The sequence below is a fragment of the Meiothermus sp. genome (genome assembly GCF_037443965.1).
GTDB lineage: Bacteria > Deinococcota > Deinococci > Deinococcales > Thermaceae > Meiothermus.
In genome coordinates, this window is sequence record NZ_JBBINI010000021.1 from 49675 (window position 1) to 65342 (window position 15668).

The 15668-nt window shown below is 60.1% G+C and carries 12 protein-coding genes and 1 pseudogene; 3 read left to right on the forward strand and 10 right to left on the reverse strand.

Annotated features, from left to right (window positions below; translation table 11 throughout):
• The first annotated feature begins 96 nt into the window (after nucleotides 1–96).
• Both WKI89_RS11835 and WKI89_RS11840 read left to right on the forward strand, forming a co-directional pair.
• Nucleotides 97–3855 carry a PAS domain S-box protein gene (locus WKI89_RS11835; RefSeq protein ID WP_337869882.1) on the forward strand — a complete coding sequence of 1253 codons (3759 nt, stop codon included), beginning with the start codon at nucleotides 97–99 and terminating at the stop codon, nucleotides 3853–3855.
• A 417-nt stretch (nucleotides 3856–4272) separates the two neighbouring features.
• Nucleotides 4273–5373 (forward strand): 5-(carboxyamino)imidazole ribonucleotide synthase, encoded by a 1101-nt coding sequence (locus WKI89_RS11840; protein WP_337869883.1) that lies wholly within the window; start codon nucleotides 4273–4275, stop codon nucleotides 5371–5373.
• Here WKI89_RS11840 and metH read toward each other — a convergent pair.
• From metH to thrB, 3 genes are all read right to left on the reverse strand, one after another.
• Entirely contained in the window at nucleotides 5363–9004 is a 3642-nt protein-coding gene (metH, locus tag WKI89_RS11845) for a methionine synthase (RefSeq protein ID WP_337869904.1), read from the reverse strand. The genes WKI89_RS11840 and metH overlap by 11 nt on opposite strands.
• Before the next feature lie 64 nt (nucleotides 9005–9068).
• The gene (locus tag WKI89_RS11850; protein WP_337869885.1) at nucleotides 9069–9818 is read right to left on the reverse strand and encodes a DUF4388 domain-containing protein; all 750 of its coding nucleotides are present in this window, start codon (nucleotides 9816–9818) and stop codon (nucleotides 9069–9071) included.
• On the reverse strand, nucleotides 9788–10690 hold the full coding sequence (thrB, locus tag WKI89_RS11855) for a homoserine kinase (protein WP_337869905.1): 903 nt from the start codon (nucleotides 10688–10690) through the stop codon (nucleotides 9788–9790). The genes WKI89_RS11850 and thrB overlap by 31 nt, the downstream gene beginning before the upstream one ends.
• Nucleotides 10691–11078: 388 nt before the next feature.
• Between thrB and WKI89_RS11860 the strand changes: the two genes are divergently transcribed.
• Entirely contained in the window at nucleotides 11079–11924 is an 846-nt protein-coding gene (locus WKI89_RS11860; RefSeq protein ID WP_337869886.1) for a hypothetical protein, read from the forward strand.
• A gap of 18 nt (nucleotides 11925–11942) precedes the next feature.
• On the opposite strand, the gene WKI89_RS11865 is transcribed toward WKI89_RS11860, so the two are convergent.
• The 7 genes and pseudogenes from WKI89_RS11865 to tuf form a co-directional block, all read right to left on the reverse strand.
• On the reverse strand, nucleotides 11943–12845 hold the full coding sequence (locus tag WKI89_RS11865; protein WP_337869887.1) for a cation diffusion facilitator family transporter: 903 nt from the start codon (nucleotides 12843–12845) through the stop codon (nucleotides 11943–11945).
• A 380-nt stretch (nucleotides 12846–13225) separates the two neighbouring features.
• Nucleotides 13226–13927 (reverse strand): 50S ribosomal protein L1, encoded by a 702-nt coding sequence (gene rplA, locus WKI89_RS11870; RefSeq protein ID WP_337869888.1) that lies wholly within the window; start codon nucleotides 13925–13927, stop codon nucleotides 13226–13228.
• Nucleotides 13920–14354 (reverse strand): 50S ribosomal protein L11, encoded by a 435-nt coding sequence (gene rplK, locus WKI89_RS11875; protein ID WP_337869890.1) that lies wholly within the window; start codon nucleotides 14352–14354, stop codon nucleotides 13920–13922. The genes rplA and rplK overlap by 8 nt, the downstream gene beginning before the upstream one ends.
• Before the next feature lie 146 nt (nucleotides 14355–14500).
• Entirely contained in the window at nucleotides 14501–15058 is a 558-nt protein-coding gene (gene nusG, locus WKI89_RS11880; protein WP_337869892.1) for a transcription termination/antitermination protein NusG, read from the reverse strand.
• Between the two features lie 16 nt (nucleotides 15059–15074).
• Nucleotides 15075–15293, reverse strand: a complete 219-nt coding sequence (gene secE, locus WKI89_RS11885) for a preprotein translocase subunit SecE (RefSeq protein ID WP_337869894.1) — start codon at nucleotides 15291–15293, stop codon at nucleotides 15075–15077.
• Between the two features lie 10 nt (nucleotides 15294–15303).
• Nucleotides 15304–15468 (reverse strand): 50S ribosomal protein L33, encoded by a 165-nt coding sequence (gene rpmG, locus WKI89_RS11890; protein ID WP_013013465.1) that lies wholly within the window; start codon nucleotides 15466–15468, stop codon nucleotides 15304–15306.
• A gap of 73 nt (nucleotides 15469–15541) precedes the next feature.
• Nucleotides 15542–15668: pseudogene (gene tuf, locus WKI89_RS11895) on the reverse strand (elongation factor Tu); the annotation flags it as partial.

The following is a 15668-nucleotide window of genomic DNA, read 5'->3' on the forward strand; positions in this document are numbered from 1 at the left end:
GGATCGGATCTCGCATTTCAACTATGGAGACACTATAGTGGCAGGTAGTTGGCTTTTGGGCACAGCTAGGACGGGTGATGTCTTAGACTAATTAAGGTGAGTGTGGGCAATCGGGCCTACCGGTGGGTGTTGCTGGCGGCTTTGCCGCTGGTGCTGTTAGTAGGTGTGTCCCGGCTGGCCCATCCCTGGGATTTGTTACTGGTGGTCTTGCTTTTTTGTGGCCTGGTAGGGCTTTTATACTGGCGGCTTGTCGCGGTTGAGCGGAAATACCAGCTTTCTGAACGGCAGTTTGAGGCAGTTTTCGAAGATATGGATTTGCTGGTTCTAAAGCTGGACCAGGAGGGTCGTATTATTTTCTGCAACAAATATTTGCTTCAACTCACTGGATGGACATGGCCCCAAGTGGCTGGGCGTAACTGGTTCGACCTGTTCATTCCACTCGAAGAGGGGGTCAAAGAGCGCTTTAAAAAGGCTATCGCCCAAACTGAGGTCGCACCCCAGTACAAAAACAGTATCCTGACCCGACAAGGCGAGCTGCGGCAGATTCTGTGGAACAACACCTTGCTGCGCAATGAACATGGGCAGGTGGTAGGGACGACTTCCATCGGGCAGGACATTACCGCCTACGACCGGGCTGAAAAGGAACGTTTGCAAAGTGAGAAAACCCTCCGGCAGATTGCCGAGACCGTGCAGGATGTAGTGCTGTTGGCCGATGCCAACGCCATCATTCAGTATGTGACCCCTTCGATACACCCGGTGGCAGGCCTGAAGTCAGAGGATTTGATAGGTCGCTCGGCTTACAGTGTGCTGGATTCCGAGCAAGCGCTTATTTTTGAACAGATGGCGCGGGATGCTACCCCTGCCAAGCACTTTGTGCAGGCTGGGTTTGCCTATAACCATCCCGACGGACGAAAACGGGTTCTGGAAGCCTCCATCAACTTCCTCTTTACTCCGGATGCCGGGTTTCAGGGGGCGGTGGTGGGTATCCGAGATGTAACCACCCGCCACCAGGCCGAGCAGGCCGTGCGCCGCAGCGAACAGCGCTTGCGCGAGCTGACCAACTCCATGCGTGATGTGGTGTTGCTGCTGGATTTGCAGGGCCAGATCGAATACGTTACGCCTTCGGTAAAAGAAGCGCTGGGGTTCGATGCCAACGAACTTTTGGGCCGCAGCGTCTTCGACTTCTTTGACCCCGAAGACCGGCAGTGGGTTTTGGAGGCGGTACGGGCCGCACGGGAGGGGAGACGGCCTCTGCGACTGGAGTACCAGCACCGCCATAAGGATGGCTCGAGGGTCTGGCTCGAGACCCAGCTCGACTTTATCTACGACCCTGAGGGAAACCCCCAACGCATGGTGTTGGGTGCCCGCCAGATTCAAGACCGCCGCGAGGCCGAGGAGCAATTGCGCAAGAGCGAACAGATGTTGCGGCAGGTAACTGATGCCATCCAGGATATCGTCTTGCTGACCGACGAAAACGCCATAATTCGCTATATCACCCCATCGGTGCAGAAGGTGGTGGGTATTTCCCCTGAAGCATTGTTGGGACGCTCGGCCTACGGCATTCTGGATGCCAATCAGTCCCAGCGGTTTCAAGCCCTCTCGGCTGCCGCAACGCCAGGGCAGCGCCATGCCCAGTCCAGCTTCACTTTCGCACGGCCTGATGGTCATGAACGCTATATGGAAGCCTCGATCAACTTTTTGTTTGATGCCCAAGGCCGTCACCGGGGCGCGGTGACGGGCATTCGAGATGTGACCGAACGCCATCAAGCAGAGCAAGCGGTGCGCCAAAGCGAACAGATGCTGCGGCAAATTACTGACGCAATGCACGACGTGGTGGCCTTGACCGATCCATCGGGACGTTTGCGCTATGTCACCCCTTCGGTAGAGCGCTTGTTGGGGTACCAGCCAGAGCAGATGCTGGGCCAGTCGGTGTTTGATTATCTAGCCCCTGAAGACCGGGCCAAGGCTATGATCCTGGCCGAGCGCGGCAGGGTGGATGGAGACTCCTATCGTCTCGAGGCCCGTTACAAACATGCGCAGGGTCACTATCTCTGGATTGACACCATTGTCAACTTTATCTTCGATGGGCAAGGGAATCCCATCGGTAGCGTGGTGAGCGGACGGGATGTATCGGAGCGACGCCAGGCCGAAGAGGCACTGCGGGAACGTGAATACCGCTTGCGCCAGATCACCAACACTGTCCAGGATGTGGTGCTGTTGCTCGACCCGAAAGCAGTCGTTCAATACATCACTCCTTCCGTTCAACAGGTATTGGGGTTTGGTGCTGAAGAGTTGACGGGAAAGGGTATTTCAGCCCTGGTTCACCCAGCGGATTGGGGCCGCTTGCGCAAACAGGGCTTGCGGGCAATCCAGCAACGGCGGGCCTATAAGGTGGAGTATGAGTGCCGCCATAAAGAGGGACATTTGGTCTGGATCGAAGGGTTGGTCAATTTCGTTTGGGATGAATCGGAGGTGCTACAAGGAATCGTCATTGGTATGCGCGATATCAGTGAGCGCAAGCGGCAACAAGCCTACGTCGAATACATGGCCTACCACGACGAGCTAACCAAACTTCCCAACCGCAGAGCCTTGCGACGTGTAGCTGAAGAAGCCCTGGTCAAAGCAGCCCAGCTTGAAACCCCAGTAAGCTTGCTTTATCTTGATCTCGACAACTTCAAAAGCGTCAACGACACCCTTGGACATGATGTAGGCGACGAGCTGCTGGTAGAAGTTTCGCAGGTATTGAGTAAACAACTCCGATCCGACGATGTGTTGGCCCGTCTAGGTGGCGATGAGTTTGCCTGTATTCTGGCCAATACCGATGTGGAACAGGCGCAGCAAGTGGCCTTTCGAATGTCCAAGGCCATCCGCACGACCCTGGGCTCGAGCCACGCGTCGCTGAGCTTGCCCAGCCTGGGGGTGAGTGTGGGCATTGCTAGTTTTCCCAAGGACGGTCGCACTTTTGTCGAACTACTGAAGGTAGCGGATATTGCCATGTACCAGGCCAAGGACTCTGGCAGCCGTGTGGTCATCTACGACTCTTCCAAAAGCCCCTACACCGAGGAGCGGATTCAATTCGAAGCAGCCCTGCGCAAAGCCACCAAAGAGCAACAACTGCAAATGCTCTATCAGCCCATCTGGCATCTCAAGGAACGCCGTGTAGAAGGAGCCGAAGCGCTTTTGTGCTGGCCCTATCAGGGAAAAGTATTGAGTGCCTCGGAGTTTGTACCCCTGGCCGAAGAGATTCATCTGGTCGAGCAGATGGATTGTATCGCACTTCGCCAGGGATTGCTGCAACTAAGGCAGTGGCATCAACAGCAGCAGCCGTATCGCTTGTCGCTCAACCTCTCGACCCAGTCGCTCGTGCAGCCCGAGGTGGTACGGGAGCTTTTGCAGCAACTGGCGGATACCGAAGTAGACCCCCGGTGGCTCACCCTGGAAATTACCGAGAGCGTTCTGCTGCGTGACCCAGACGAGGCCCGAAGGGTGCTCAGTGTATTCAAAGCCCTAGGGGTGCGCGTAGCGATTGACGATTTTGGCAGTGGTTATGCTTCTCTGGGTTATCTGCGCCAACTTCCCCTGGATCGTCTCAAGATAGACCGCAGCTTTATTAGCTACCTGGGTAGCAGTGTACGAGACGAAAAGCTGGTGCGGGCTGCAATAGACCTGGGGCACAGCCTCGAGGCCGAGGTGGTAGCCGAGGGGGTTGAGACGTTGCAGCAGCTCGAGTGGCTTCGCGAAAACGGTTGCGACCTGGTGCAGGGCTATCTGGTGGGCCACCCAGTACCCATTGTGGACTGGCCGCCACCGCAACCCATTGAGCGCCTGTTTACCCTGTCGAGCTCGGAAAGCTAGAGCGGTTTTGAGCAAGAGTTCCACCATCCAGACGACCACAGACGCTTTTCAGGCTTGTTTTGTGTCTGGCAGCCAAAGTTTAGGCCGGATGTGTCGAAGCCAACCCCCACACCCGATAAAACCGGAGGTGCTGAGGGCAACAAGTGTGGAGTGTCGCTCGGCACCGCAGGGGGAGACACGAAATCCGAACAAACAGGCTTTTATGGCTTCATACGCATTCCGGCAGTATTGTTCACTTTTGAAAGCCTAAACGATACTGCCGAAATGCTTTTCTACTCCCTTCGGTCGGCTTGAATCCTTCACCTTTGACTACGCATGGCGGTGAAGGATTCAAGCGGAAACGGTATCATGCCTTGCTTTTGGCAGATGACGCCACGGTTGGTTGGCCCTTTTTTCAACCTCGAGTAGGCTATAGGTGTGCAGATAGGGGTTCTGGGCGGTGGACAACTGGGGCGTATGCTGGCCTTAGCGGGGTATCCGCTGGGGCTTGGGTTCAGGTTTTTTGACACGGTGGCAGAGGCCCCGGCAGGCCAACTGGCCGAGCTGGTGGTGGGCGATTATGCCGACGAAGAGGCGCTGGCCCGGTTTGCCGAGGGGCTCTCGCTCCTGACCTACGAGTTTGAGAACGTACCGGTGGCGGCGGCGGCTCGGCTGGCCCAGCACCGGTCGGTGTATCCCCCGCCAAGGGCGCTGGAGGTGGCCCAGGATCGGGTGGCCGAAAAGACCTTTTTCCAGGGGCTGGGCATCGCCACCCCCCTGTTTTACCCGGTGCTGACCCGTAACGATCTGCTGGACGGCCTCGAGCGCACCGGGTGGCCGGCCCTGCTCAAAACCCGGCGGCTGGGCTACGACGGCAAGGGGCAGAAGCTCCTGCGTTCGCCCGCTGACCTCGAGCCGGCCTGGCAGGAGCTGGGTGGGCAGCCTCTGATTCTGGAGGCCTTCGTGCCTTTCGAGCGGGAGCTTTCCATCCTGGCGGTGCGCGGTAGGGGCGGCCAGTTGGCCTTCTACCCACTGGTGCAGAACCACCACGCCGGGGGTATCCTGCGCAAAAGCCGGGCCCCCGCCCCGGCCACCCCGGCCCGCTTGCAGCACGAGGCCGAGCGCATCGCCACACGGGTGATGGAGGCGCTGGACTACGTGGGGGTGCTGGCCATTGAGTTATTCGAAGTGGAGGGCACCCTCTGGGCCAACGAGATGGCCCCGAGGGTACACAACTCGGGCCACTGGACCCTCGAGGGGGCCGAGACCAGCCAGTTCGAGAACCACCTGCGGGCCATTCTGGGTCTACCGCTGGGCTCCACCGCTCCCCGTGGCCAGGTAGTCATGCTGAATCTGATTGGTCTGAAGCCCGACTTTGCGCGGGTGCTGGAAATTCCGGGGGCCCACCTGCACTGGTACGGCAAGGAGGTGCGCCCCGGGCGCAAGGTGGGGCATATCACCCTGCGGGCCGATAGTCTCCAGGCGCTCGAGGCCCACCTGGGCCGGCTCGAGGCGGTGCTGGCGGAAACTAAAGATTGAAATACTTGGCGGCTGGGTGGTGCACCACAATGGCGCTGGTGGACTGCTCGGGGTGAAGCTGGTACTCCTCGCTCAGCTCCACGCCAATCTCCTGCCATTGTAGAAGCTCTTGCAGATACTTCTGGTCTTCCAGGCGGGGGCAGGCCGGATAGCCGAAGCTGTAGCGGCTGCCCTGGTAGCCCTGGCGAAAGAGTTCTTCCAGGCTGGTGGCGTCGTCCTGGGCGATGTCGAGCTGCTGGCGGATGCGCTTGTGCCAGTACTCGGCCAAGGCCTCGGCCATCTCCACCGAGAAGCCGTGCAGGTAGAGATAGTCCTGATAAGCATCGGACTTGAACAGCTCCTGGGCCACCTGCGAGACCTTGCGGCCCATGGTGACCACCTGGGCGGCCAGCACGTCGCGCGCGCCGTTGGCCCAGGCCGCTGGCGGGAACCAGTCTTGCTCGCCCCCGATGGGCTTGGCATAGCGGGGGCGGAAGAAGTCGGCGATGCACAGATGGCGCGAGCCGGCCCCTATCTGGCGGGGGAAGTTGAAACGAAACAGCTCGGCCCCGGAGTCGGGGTCGAAAACAATTAGCTCGTTTTTGTCCGAGGCCACCGGCCAGTAGCCGTAGACCACGGCGGGCTCGAGCCAGTCCTCGCCCATGGCCTGCAAGACCATATCCTCAAACATCGGCTCGGGGAGGCGCTCCAGATAAGCCTCGTACTCGGGCTGGCTCATCTCGCCCTTGCGGAAGCCCCACTGCCCGCGGAACAGGGCGTTTTTGTTGACGTAGCGGGAGATAACCCCAATCTCCAGTTCGCTCCTCTCCACCACCCGGCGGCCCCAGAAGGGCGGCCTGGGGATGCGGGGGGCGGGGGGGGTGTTGGAAGGGATGTACACTGAACCGGCCATCAGCTTCTCCTGCAAGATTTCGTAGGCAGTTTTGTATTTGTGGCCGCTCACCTCGCGGCTGGTGAGGCGGGGTGGGGCATGCCCGGTCAGCTCCTCCATGAGCTGCAGGCCATCGAAGGCATCGGAAGCATAATAAACCGGGCCGGTGGCGTAGGTCTGGCGCAGGTCGTTTTCCACGTAGTGCCGGTTGAGCGCGGCCCCGCCCAGCACCACCGGCAGGCGGACGCCTCGAGCCGCCATGTACTCGAGGTTCTCCTTCATCACCACGGTGCTCTTGACCAGGAGCCCGCTCATACCCACCACGTCGGGCCGGTGCTCCTCTACCGCAGCCAGAATCTCCTCGATGGGCTTTTTGATGCCCAGGTTAATCACCTTGTAGCCGTTGTTGGAGAGGATGATGTCCACCAGGTTCTTGCCGATGTCGTGCACATCGCCCTTGACCGTGGCGATCACCATGGTGCCCTTGTGGACGCCCTCGAGCTTTTCCATCCGGGGCTCGAGGTAGCGCACCGCGGCCTTCATGGTCTCGGCGGCCTGCAGCACGAAGGGTAGTTGCATCTTGCCCGCACCGAACAGATCGCCCACCACCTTCATGCCTTCCAGCAGAATCTGGTTGATGATCTCCACCGGGCTGTACTTTGCCAGGGCCTGTTTCAGGTCGGCCTCGAGGCCCACCTTGCGCCCCTCGATGATGCGCTTCTTGAGGCGCTCTTCGAGCCCGAGGCCGGCCAGGGGGTCGCGGGCCTGGGTCTTGTCCACCTTGTTTTTGGCGAAGTAGTCCACGTAGGCAAAAAGCGGGTCGTGGATTACCTCACCGGCGGTCCCGAACTGCCGCCGGTCGTAGATCAGATCCAGGGCCAGTTGGTACTGCTCCTGGGGAATCTGGTTGATGGGCAGGATTTTACCAGCGTTCAGGATGGCCGCGGTCAGGCCGGCCTGGATGCACTCGTCCAGAAACACCGAGTTCAAGACCACCCGGGCCTGTGGTGAGAGGCCGAACGATACGTTGGAGATGCCCAGAATAAAGCCCACCTCGGGAAGCTGCTGGCGGAGCTGGCGGATGCCCTCGATGGTCCAGAGGGCCAGCTTGCGGGTGTCCTCGTCGCCCTGGGTGATGGGGAAGGTGAGCAGGTCAAACAGAATGGACTCGCCCGCGATGCCGTGCACCTGGGTCAGCCGTTCGTAGATGCGCAAGGCGATCTCCACCTTGCGCTCCACGGTTTTGGCCATGCCGGCTTCCTTGTCCTCGTCAATGGTCAGGGCCACCAGGGCCGTGCCGTGTCGCTTGGCCAGGGATGCCACCCGGTCGAACTTCTCCAGGCCGTCCTCCAGGTTGATGGAGTTTAGAATGGCCCGCCCACCCAGGTGCTTAAGGGCTTCCTCCATCACCTCGGGCTGGGTGGTGTCCACCATGATGGGAATCGGCACACTGGTGGCAAAGCGCTTCAGCACCTCGCGCATATCGCGCACCTCGTCACGCCCGGTCCAGGCCACCGAGACATCCAGCACGTGGGCTCCTTCGGCCACCTGTTCGTTGGCCAGCGCCTCCATGCCGTCAAAGTCGCCTGCAAACAATAGCTCGCGGAATTTCTTGCTGCCCGTGGCGTTGGTGCGCTCCCCCACGATCAGGATGCCGGTATCCTGCCGCAGCGGTACGCTCTGGTAGAGGCTGGCCACCTGGCCCAAGGGGGAAGGGGTCTGGGCTTGCTGGCTGCTGCGCAGCGAGGGGGTGTGGCTACTTCCTAGCACCTCGACTAGGGCCCGGATGTGATCAGGCCCGGTGCCGCAACACCCCCCCACCACGTTCAGCCCGTACTCCTGCACAAACTTGAGCTGCCAGCGAGCCAGCTCGGCAGGGGTCAGGTCGAAGACGGCCCGGCCCCCTTCGTTGCGGGGTAGCCCGGCGTTGGGCAGGCAGGCCACCCAGCGGGTGCTGTGCTGGCAGAAATGGCGGATGTGGGTGTCCATCAGGTCGGGGCCCACCGCACAATTGATGCCCACCACGTCCACCGGCAGGCTTTCCAGCACGGTCAGGGCCGCCCCATCGTCGCTACCGACCAGCAGGGTACCGGTGGCCTCGAAGGTGACCTGCACCTGCAACGGCACCTCCCGTCCCAGGTCTTGCATGGCCTGGCGGCTGGCCAGCACCGCGCAGCGCACCTGCAGCACGTCCTGGCAGGTCTCGATGATCAGCAGATCCACCCCGCCCCGGATCAGGCCGCGGGCCGCGGTGCGGTACGACTCGAACATCTCCTTCCAGCCGATCTGCCCCAGCGAGATGAGCTTGGTGCCCGGCCCCAGCGACCCCGCCACAAAGCGGGGCTTTTCAGCCGACTTTTTATCGGCTTCGTTGCGGGCAATTTGGGCGGCGGCAAAGGCCAGGTCTTCGGCCTCGGCCTCGAGGCCATACTCCACCAGCACATGGGGCATTGAGCCAAAGCTGTTGGTCTCGATCACATCGGCCCCGGCCTCGAGGTAGCTTCGGTGAATGGCGGCAATTACGTCGGGGCGGGTGCGGTTCAAAATTTCCGGGCAGCCGTTGTACTGGGCCCCGCTAAAGTCGGCGTCGCCCAGGTTGTACTTGAATATCTCCGTCCCCATAGCCCCGTCGTAGACCAGCACCCGCTCCGAGAGGGCCTTCAGATAGGGGAAGGCCTGGGCGCGGGCCTCCTGGGCATAGCCTTGGGCGGTAAGGGGTTCAATCCCTTGTTCGGCGAAAAAGTCACGCGGTGCGTTCACGCTCACAACCGCTATTGTATGTCATGGTATACCAACGCCAAACCAGGCCCAGGCGGGAATGGTGCTATTTCCGCTGGGCTTGCTCGGCTTCGATTTCCCAGAGCAGGTCGCGCAGTATCCATCCCTTGCCAGGGGCCTCGAGCTCCCCGCTGGTAATGCGTTGGATCAGGTACTGGCGAACCTGGGCAATGGGAAGACCAGCCTGTACCAACTCACCTAAGTTGCGGCTGCCATCCAGCAGTACGGTCATGTCTCTAGGGTCGCGGATACCCGCCTGGGTGCGACGGGCCGAGGGATGGCGGATGCGCAGGGCAAACCAGGCATATTTCCGCAAGGGGGTCAGGTCGCCTTCGCGCAGCCCTCGCCAGGCCCGCTCGGCTGCGATGATGAGCGGCACCCCCCAGCTCTTGGCGGCAGCCCGCACACTCTTGCCGCCCACAAAAACCGCAAAAGGCTCCACGGCCCGGGGGGTTTCCAGGACCCGGCTGGGGGAGTCCAGAACGCTGCGAAAGCGGGCCCATTGGTCGTTCATGCGGGCCCACTCGCCCACCAAAGCCTTGAAGGGCATCAAGGGAACGCCCTGGACGGGGCCTGCTGCAAATTTGAAACGGCCCTTATCGGGGTGCAGCGGGAAGGTGGAGATGGCTTCAAAACCCTTCCAATCGAGGATGGCCCCGCCCACCACTTCACCTTCTTCAAACTGCAAGCGCAGGGGAAGATTGAAGCTATCAAGGTACAAGACCCCGGTTCCCCGGTTGGCATGGATTAGCTCGAGGACGTTGCTCAACGGGATGGTGTCGAAATTGCCTTCCACCTTAGACCCTCTCCCAGTCCCAGTACCAGGGTAGACCCCTGCCCTACATAGTCCATTAGCGCCCTACGTATGGCTTCGATATTGCCGACGCGGGCCAGCGCGGCCAGCGTCGGTCCAGCCCCTCCCACGAAAGCGGCCAGAGCGCCTGCCGCATAAACCTGCTCTAAAGCGGGTTCGATTCCCGGCATTAGGTGGGCGCGGTAGGGCTGGTGCAGGCGGTCGCGGGCGGCTTCACGCAAGGCCTCCAGGCGCCCCGAATAGAGGGCAGCCGGCCAGAGGGCGCTGCGGGCCAGGTTGAAGACTGCATCGGCGTGGGGGACGCTGCTGGGTAAAGCGGCCCTGGCCAGGGGGGTTGGAACTTCGTAGGCGGGTACGCCCAGCACAAAGAGCAGCCCCTTTGGAGCGGGCAGCGGCAGGGCCAGGGGTGGGTCGGCCAGCGCAGCTACAAAGCCCCCATACACCGCCGGAGCCACGTTGTCGGGGTGACCTTCCAGCCCGGCTGTGACCCGAAACACCCCGTCTAGCCCCAACTGACCCCCCGAAAGAGCGTCGGCAAGGGCGGCCCCGGCCACCAGCGCCGCCGAACTGCTGCCCATGCCGCGGGCCAGCGGGATGGGGTTGTGGGCCTGGATGGCGAGGCGGGGTGGATGGTGTTCCCCCAGGGCCTGCCAGGCTGCCCGGTAACCTTGATGGATCAGGTTATCGGGGGTGTTGGGCACCTGCCCTTGGCCGGTGTAGTGCAGTTGGTCGGTAGGGGCCAGGGTCGCGCTGACCTCGAGGTACAGATCGAGCGCAACCCCCAGGGCATCGAAGCCAGAACCAAGATTGGCCAGCGTAGCCGGCACTTGAACGAACAGGGTTTCCTCAGACATAATTCCCCCGCCAAAGGCGGCGATCATGGGGCTCATCATAACCTTTGATCAAGCCATTGGCTTGATCAATTGCAGACGAACATTTGCGATGAAGAACCCCTTGGGTCGCCGATTCGAGGCGGCTCGAGGTCGAAAGTGGAGGCTTGGCCCCCTGCCCGTAAGAGTCACCTTTTCCGGATTTGAGTTCCTATCCATACAAGCATTCAAGACATGGTTCAAACTTGTGACGTGTTACACTGCTGGATAGCTTATTGCGACCTTATGGGGGTAGTGGCCTGATTCCGATTGCTATGTGGATTGCAGTGCTCATATGGTGCTTTGCCTCGTATAGATGGGGGTTTTATGCCGCTTTTCAGTCTCAAAGGCCGGTATGGGCGCAGGAGGGGCTGTGAGTGAGAATCGGGGCTTGCTCGAGCACATTTCCCCCGCCCTAATGGGCTATTTGCTGAGTTTTCTGCCCCAGCACGATCCGCTGGTCGAGAGCGTACCGGGTGGTTTGCTGACCTCGGAATTGGTAGAGCGGCTGCGGGGGGACAACTTTTGCGGCTATGCACTGGCCCGTTTCCCTGGTGAGGAACGCGGCTGGTTGGCGTTTTATCGGGGGCGACTCCTGGAGTCCTGGCGACAGACCACCTACGGCCATCTGTCTGGTACAGTGGCTTATCGGGCTTTGCAACGCGAGCTAGGTCTCGGCTCCCTCTCCCTCTACCGCCTCCAGCCCGACGACCTGCCCCCGCTGGTGGCCCTCACCCAGGGATTGCTGCGCATGACCGGAATGGCGGCCAGCAGTGTGGTGGTTGCGGACTTAATGGACTCATTGATGCAGGAGCAATTTACGGGTGCGCTGGTACTCGAGGACGGTCTGGTTGGGCGGGCCTGGTTTTTTGGGCGTGGCAAGCGCCTTTTTGTGGGGGAGGTGCCCACCGAGTTTCGCGAGGGCCGCTTGCATCTGGTGCAGGCCCCCACCAAAGCCCCACCGGATCTGCTCGAGCAGGTTCGACAAGAAGACCAAGAACACCGCAATGCCCGGCTGAATGTGGTTTGGAATGCGGCCCAGGAAGTACTCAAAGAATACATGGGTCGGGGCGCTCTGCCGGCGCTCGAGCGCCTGCGCAAGATCCACACCACCGACGACCCTGCCGCCCTCGAGAAAGACCTGCGCCGCTGGATGACCGAAAGCCTCGAGCCCAACGCGGCCACCCTCTTTGATCGGTTGCTGCGCCCCACGCTGTAGAGCACATTTCCTGTTGCTCTAGCCAATCCGGAACGTAGTGTGTTTGGCTTTGTAGTCGGGCTCTACATGGATGGTCGTATGCACTCCGTCCAGACTGGCCTTTAGTGCATTCTCGAGGCGGTCACAAATTTGGTGGGCTTGCTCGACCGAGGTAGTTCTCGGAACCACCAGGTGAAACTCCACGAAGGTACGTGGCCCTGCCCGGCGGGTACGTAGGTCGTGGATTTCCAAAACTCTGCCATCGGACGCCAGGCCCTCGAGGGCGTAGTTGAGGGAGTTACGAATATCCGCTAGCTCCTGCTCGGGAATAGCCTCATCCATTAGACCTCCCACCGAGTCCCGTACCAGCCGCCAGCCAACCCACAAGATGTTGATTGCAACCGCGATGGCCAATAAAGGGTCGAGAACCCACCAACCACTCAACCAGGCCAGCCCAATCCCTACCAGAACCCCAACCGAAGTTAGTACGTCGGTCAGGATATGTTGCCCATCGGCCACGACTGCGGGCGAGCGTGCCCGGCGCCCATTGCGAATCAAAAACCAGCCCAACAGGGCATTCAGACCCGAAGCAACCAGCGAAACCAACATCCCTGCCCCCAGTTCGGGAATGGGTTCCGGTGCGAGCAGCCTGGGCCAGGCCTCCCGCACAATCGCCAGGGCCGCCAACACAATCAAGACCCCTTCCAACACAGCTGAGAAGTATTCGGCCTTGGTATGCCCATAGGGATGGTTGCTATCCGCCGGGCGACGTGAAACCAGTACGGCAATCAGGGCAGCCCCCGCCGCCACAATATTCACAATAGACTCCAGCGCATCAGAGTAGAGGGCCACCGAGCCGGTCAGCGCATAGGCCAACCACTTCAAACCAAACACCACCCCCGCCACGACGAGGCTCAAGGTGAGGGCTCGGATGGGGGTCATGCGGCCCTACTGGGGTCTGCCAGGTAACATTTGATTTGCTTCATATGCTTGATGCTCTCAATTAGGTTTAAGACAGCAATCCGTCCTTAACTATAAACCGTCTAGGATGAGGCTGAAAGTTCCAATTCTAGCCCATACTGATAGCGGTTCCCACAGTTCATCATCTTCACCCACCTACCCATCCCCACTTCACAAAGAAACAAAAAAGCTCCCCTACAGGGGAGCCTTGGGAATAGAGCGCCTTATACGCATTTCGGTAGTATCGCTCACTTTGACCAGCCTAAACGATACTACCGAAATGCTTTTCTACTCCCTTCGGTCGGCTTGAATCCTCCACCTCTGACTGCGTCCAACGGTGAAGGATTCAAGCGGAAACGGTATTACGACTGCTGACTGGCGCTGGTGCTGATCTTAATGCTGGGCCCCATGGTAGTGGAGAGGTAGACCGAGCGCAGGTAGGTGCCCTTGGCGCTGTCGGGCTTGGCACCCTCCACGGCCTTGATGAATGCCCGCACGTTCTCGGCAATCTTCTCGGGGGCAAAGCTGGCTTTGCCCACGGGACCGTGTACCACGCCGGTCTTGTCGTTGCGGAACTCGATGCGCCCAGCCTTGATCTCGCGGATCAGGTCGCCGATGTTGGGGCCGACTGTACCGGCTTTGGGATTGGGCAACATGCCCTTGGGGCCCAGGATACGGCCCAGCTTGGAACCCACCGCCCCCATCACATCAGGGGTGGCCACCACCGCATCGAAGTCGGAGCGACCGTCTAGGATTTCCTGAATGATCTCTTCGCCCGCCGCGATATCGGCCCCGGCATTCTTGGCTTCAGCAATCTTATCGCCCTTGGCAATTGCCAGCACCCGCACACTGCGGCCGGTTCCGTGGGGCAGGGCAACGGTGGAACGCACGTTCTGATCCGACTTCTTGGCGTCAATGCCCAGCTTGACGTGTACCTCGACCGTTTCGTCAAACTTGGCACTTTTGATCTGGGGAATGAGGGCGGCAGCCTCTTCGACCGAGTACACCTTGTTCAGGTCTACCTTTTCCAGTAGTGCCCGGTAACGCTTTCCGTGTTTAGGCATGGGGCACCCCCGTCACTTCCACACCCATGGCGCGGGCGGATCCTGCAATCTGGCGAGCAGCGGCTTCGACATCGTTGGCGTTCATATCGGCCATTTTTTGCTTGGCGATCTGGAGGCACTGCTCCCAGGTGAGCTTGCCCACCTTTTCACGGCCTGTTTTGCCCGAGCCCTTCTCGATGCCAGCAGCCTTGCGAATCAGATACGAGGCAGGGGGGGTTTTGGTGATGAAGGTGAAGGAGCGATCGGAAAAGATGGTGATCTCAACCGGCACAATTGCGTCACCCATGTTGGCGCTGACCGCGTTGAACTGCTTCACGAACTCCATAATGTTGGCACCGTGTTGCCCCAGTGCCGGGCCTACGGGGGGCGCAGGCGTAGCCTTGCCCGCCGGAAGCTGCAACTTGACCATAGCAGCTATTTTTTTCATTGATACTTCCTCCTTTGTGGTCTCCCGCGAACTGCGGGGGTCGGCTCCCACGAACTTCGTGGTGTTATCGCCTGGGCGCTTTCGCGCTGCTGAAGGCCGAAGACGGAAAGCTCAAGGTTCTTGGCTTTCGGCAATCGGCATTTAGCCTATGCTCTCACTACCTGCGAAAACTCCAGCTCTACAGGGGTTTCACGCCCGAAGATGGATACCAGCACCTTGACCTTTTGGCGCTCCAAGTTGACTTCACCCACCACGCCCGTAAAGTCGGCAAAGGGGCCGGAGGCCACCCGTACCACGTCCCCTTCTTTGAAAGTGACCTGGGGTTTGGGAACTTCCTTCTTGCCGGCCAGGCCAGCAATTTCCAGCAGGTGCTGCACTTCGTCGGGGGTTAGGGGCACGGGGTGGGTGGCAGTGCCTACAAAGCCGGTCACACCAGGGGTATTGCGCACCACTTCCCAGGCTTCGTTGACCTCACCAGGGGTGTCGCCCAAATCCACCAACACATAGATGTAGCCCGGGTAGAGCTTGCGGCGCACCACATCCTTTTTGCCTCCATCGCGGTGCTCCACCACCTCCTCGGTAGGAATCAGGACCTGGTAGATCTTGTCCTGCATACCAAGGGCTTTTACCCGCTGCTCGAGGTTGCCCTTGACCTTATCCTCGTAGCCTACGTAGGTGTGGACGGCGTACCATTCAATACTCATAACTCGCACCAAGATATCAAGGTAGGCGCACCGTGATGAAGCGGAAGATGGTGTCAATCAGACCCAGTACCACCATCGCCACGATCGCGAATACCAGGATGACCTGGGTAGATTCGATAATCTCTTGGCGGGTAGACCAGGTGACGCGGGAAAGCTCGGCCCTGGCCTCGCGGAAGTAATTGACAATCCGGGCACCGAGGGGGCGCCTGGGGGCAGCGTTCTGCTCTTGGGCCATAGAATCCGCCTTAGACTTTCACTTCTTTGTGAGGCAGGTGCTTGTTGCACCAGGGGCAAAACTTCTTCAGCTCGAGCTTGGCCGTAGTGTTGCGCCGGTTTTTTTCTGTCGCATAGTTACGGCGCTTGCACTCGGTACACTCCAAGAGCAGCTTGATTCGTACATCGCTTGCCATACAGTTCCTCTTTCAGCCTTCGACCCAGCCAGGTTAAGGCCTGGCCGGGCCAGCAAGCTTATAGTGTAGCACGTTACTCGATAATCTTTGCCACCACACCGGCACCCACGGTGCGACCGCCCTCACGGATGGCGAAACGCAGCCCTTCCTCCATGGCGATGGGCTTGATGAGTTCAACGTTGAAGGTAATGTTGTCCCCC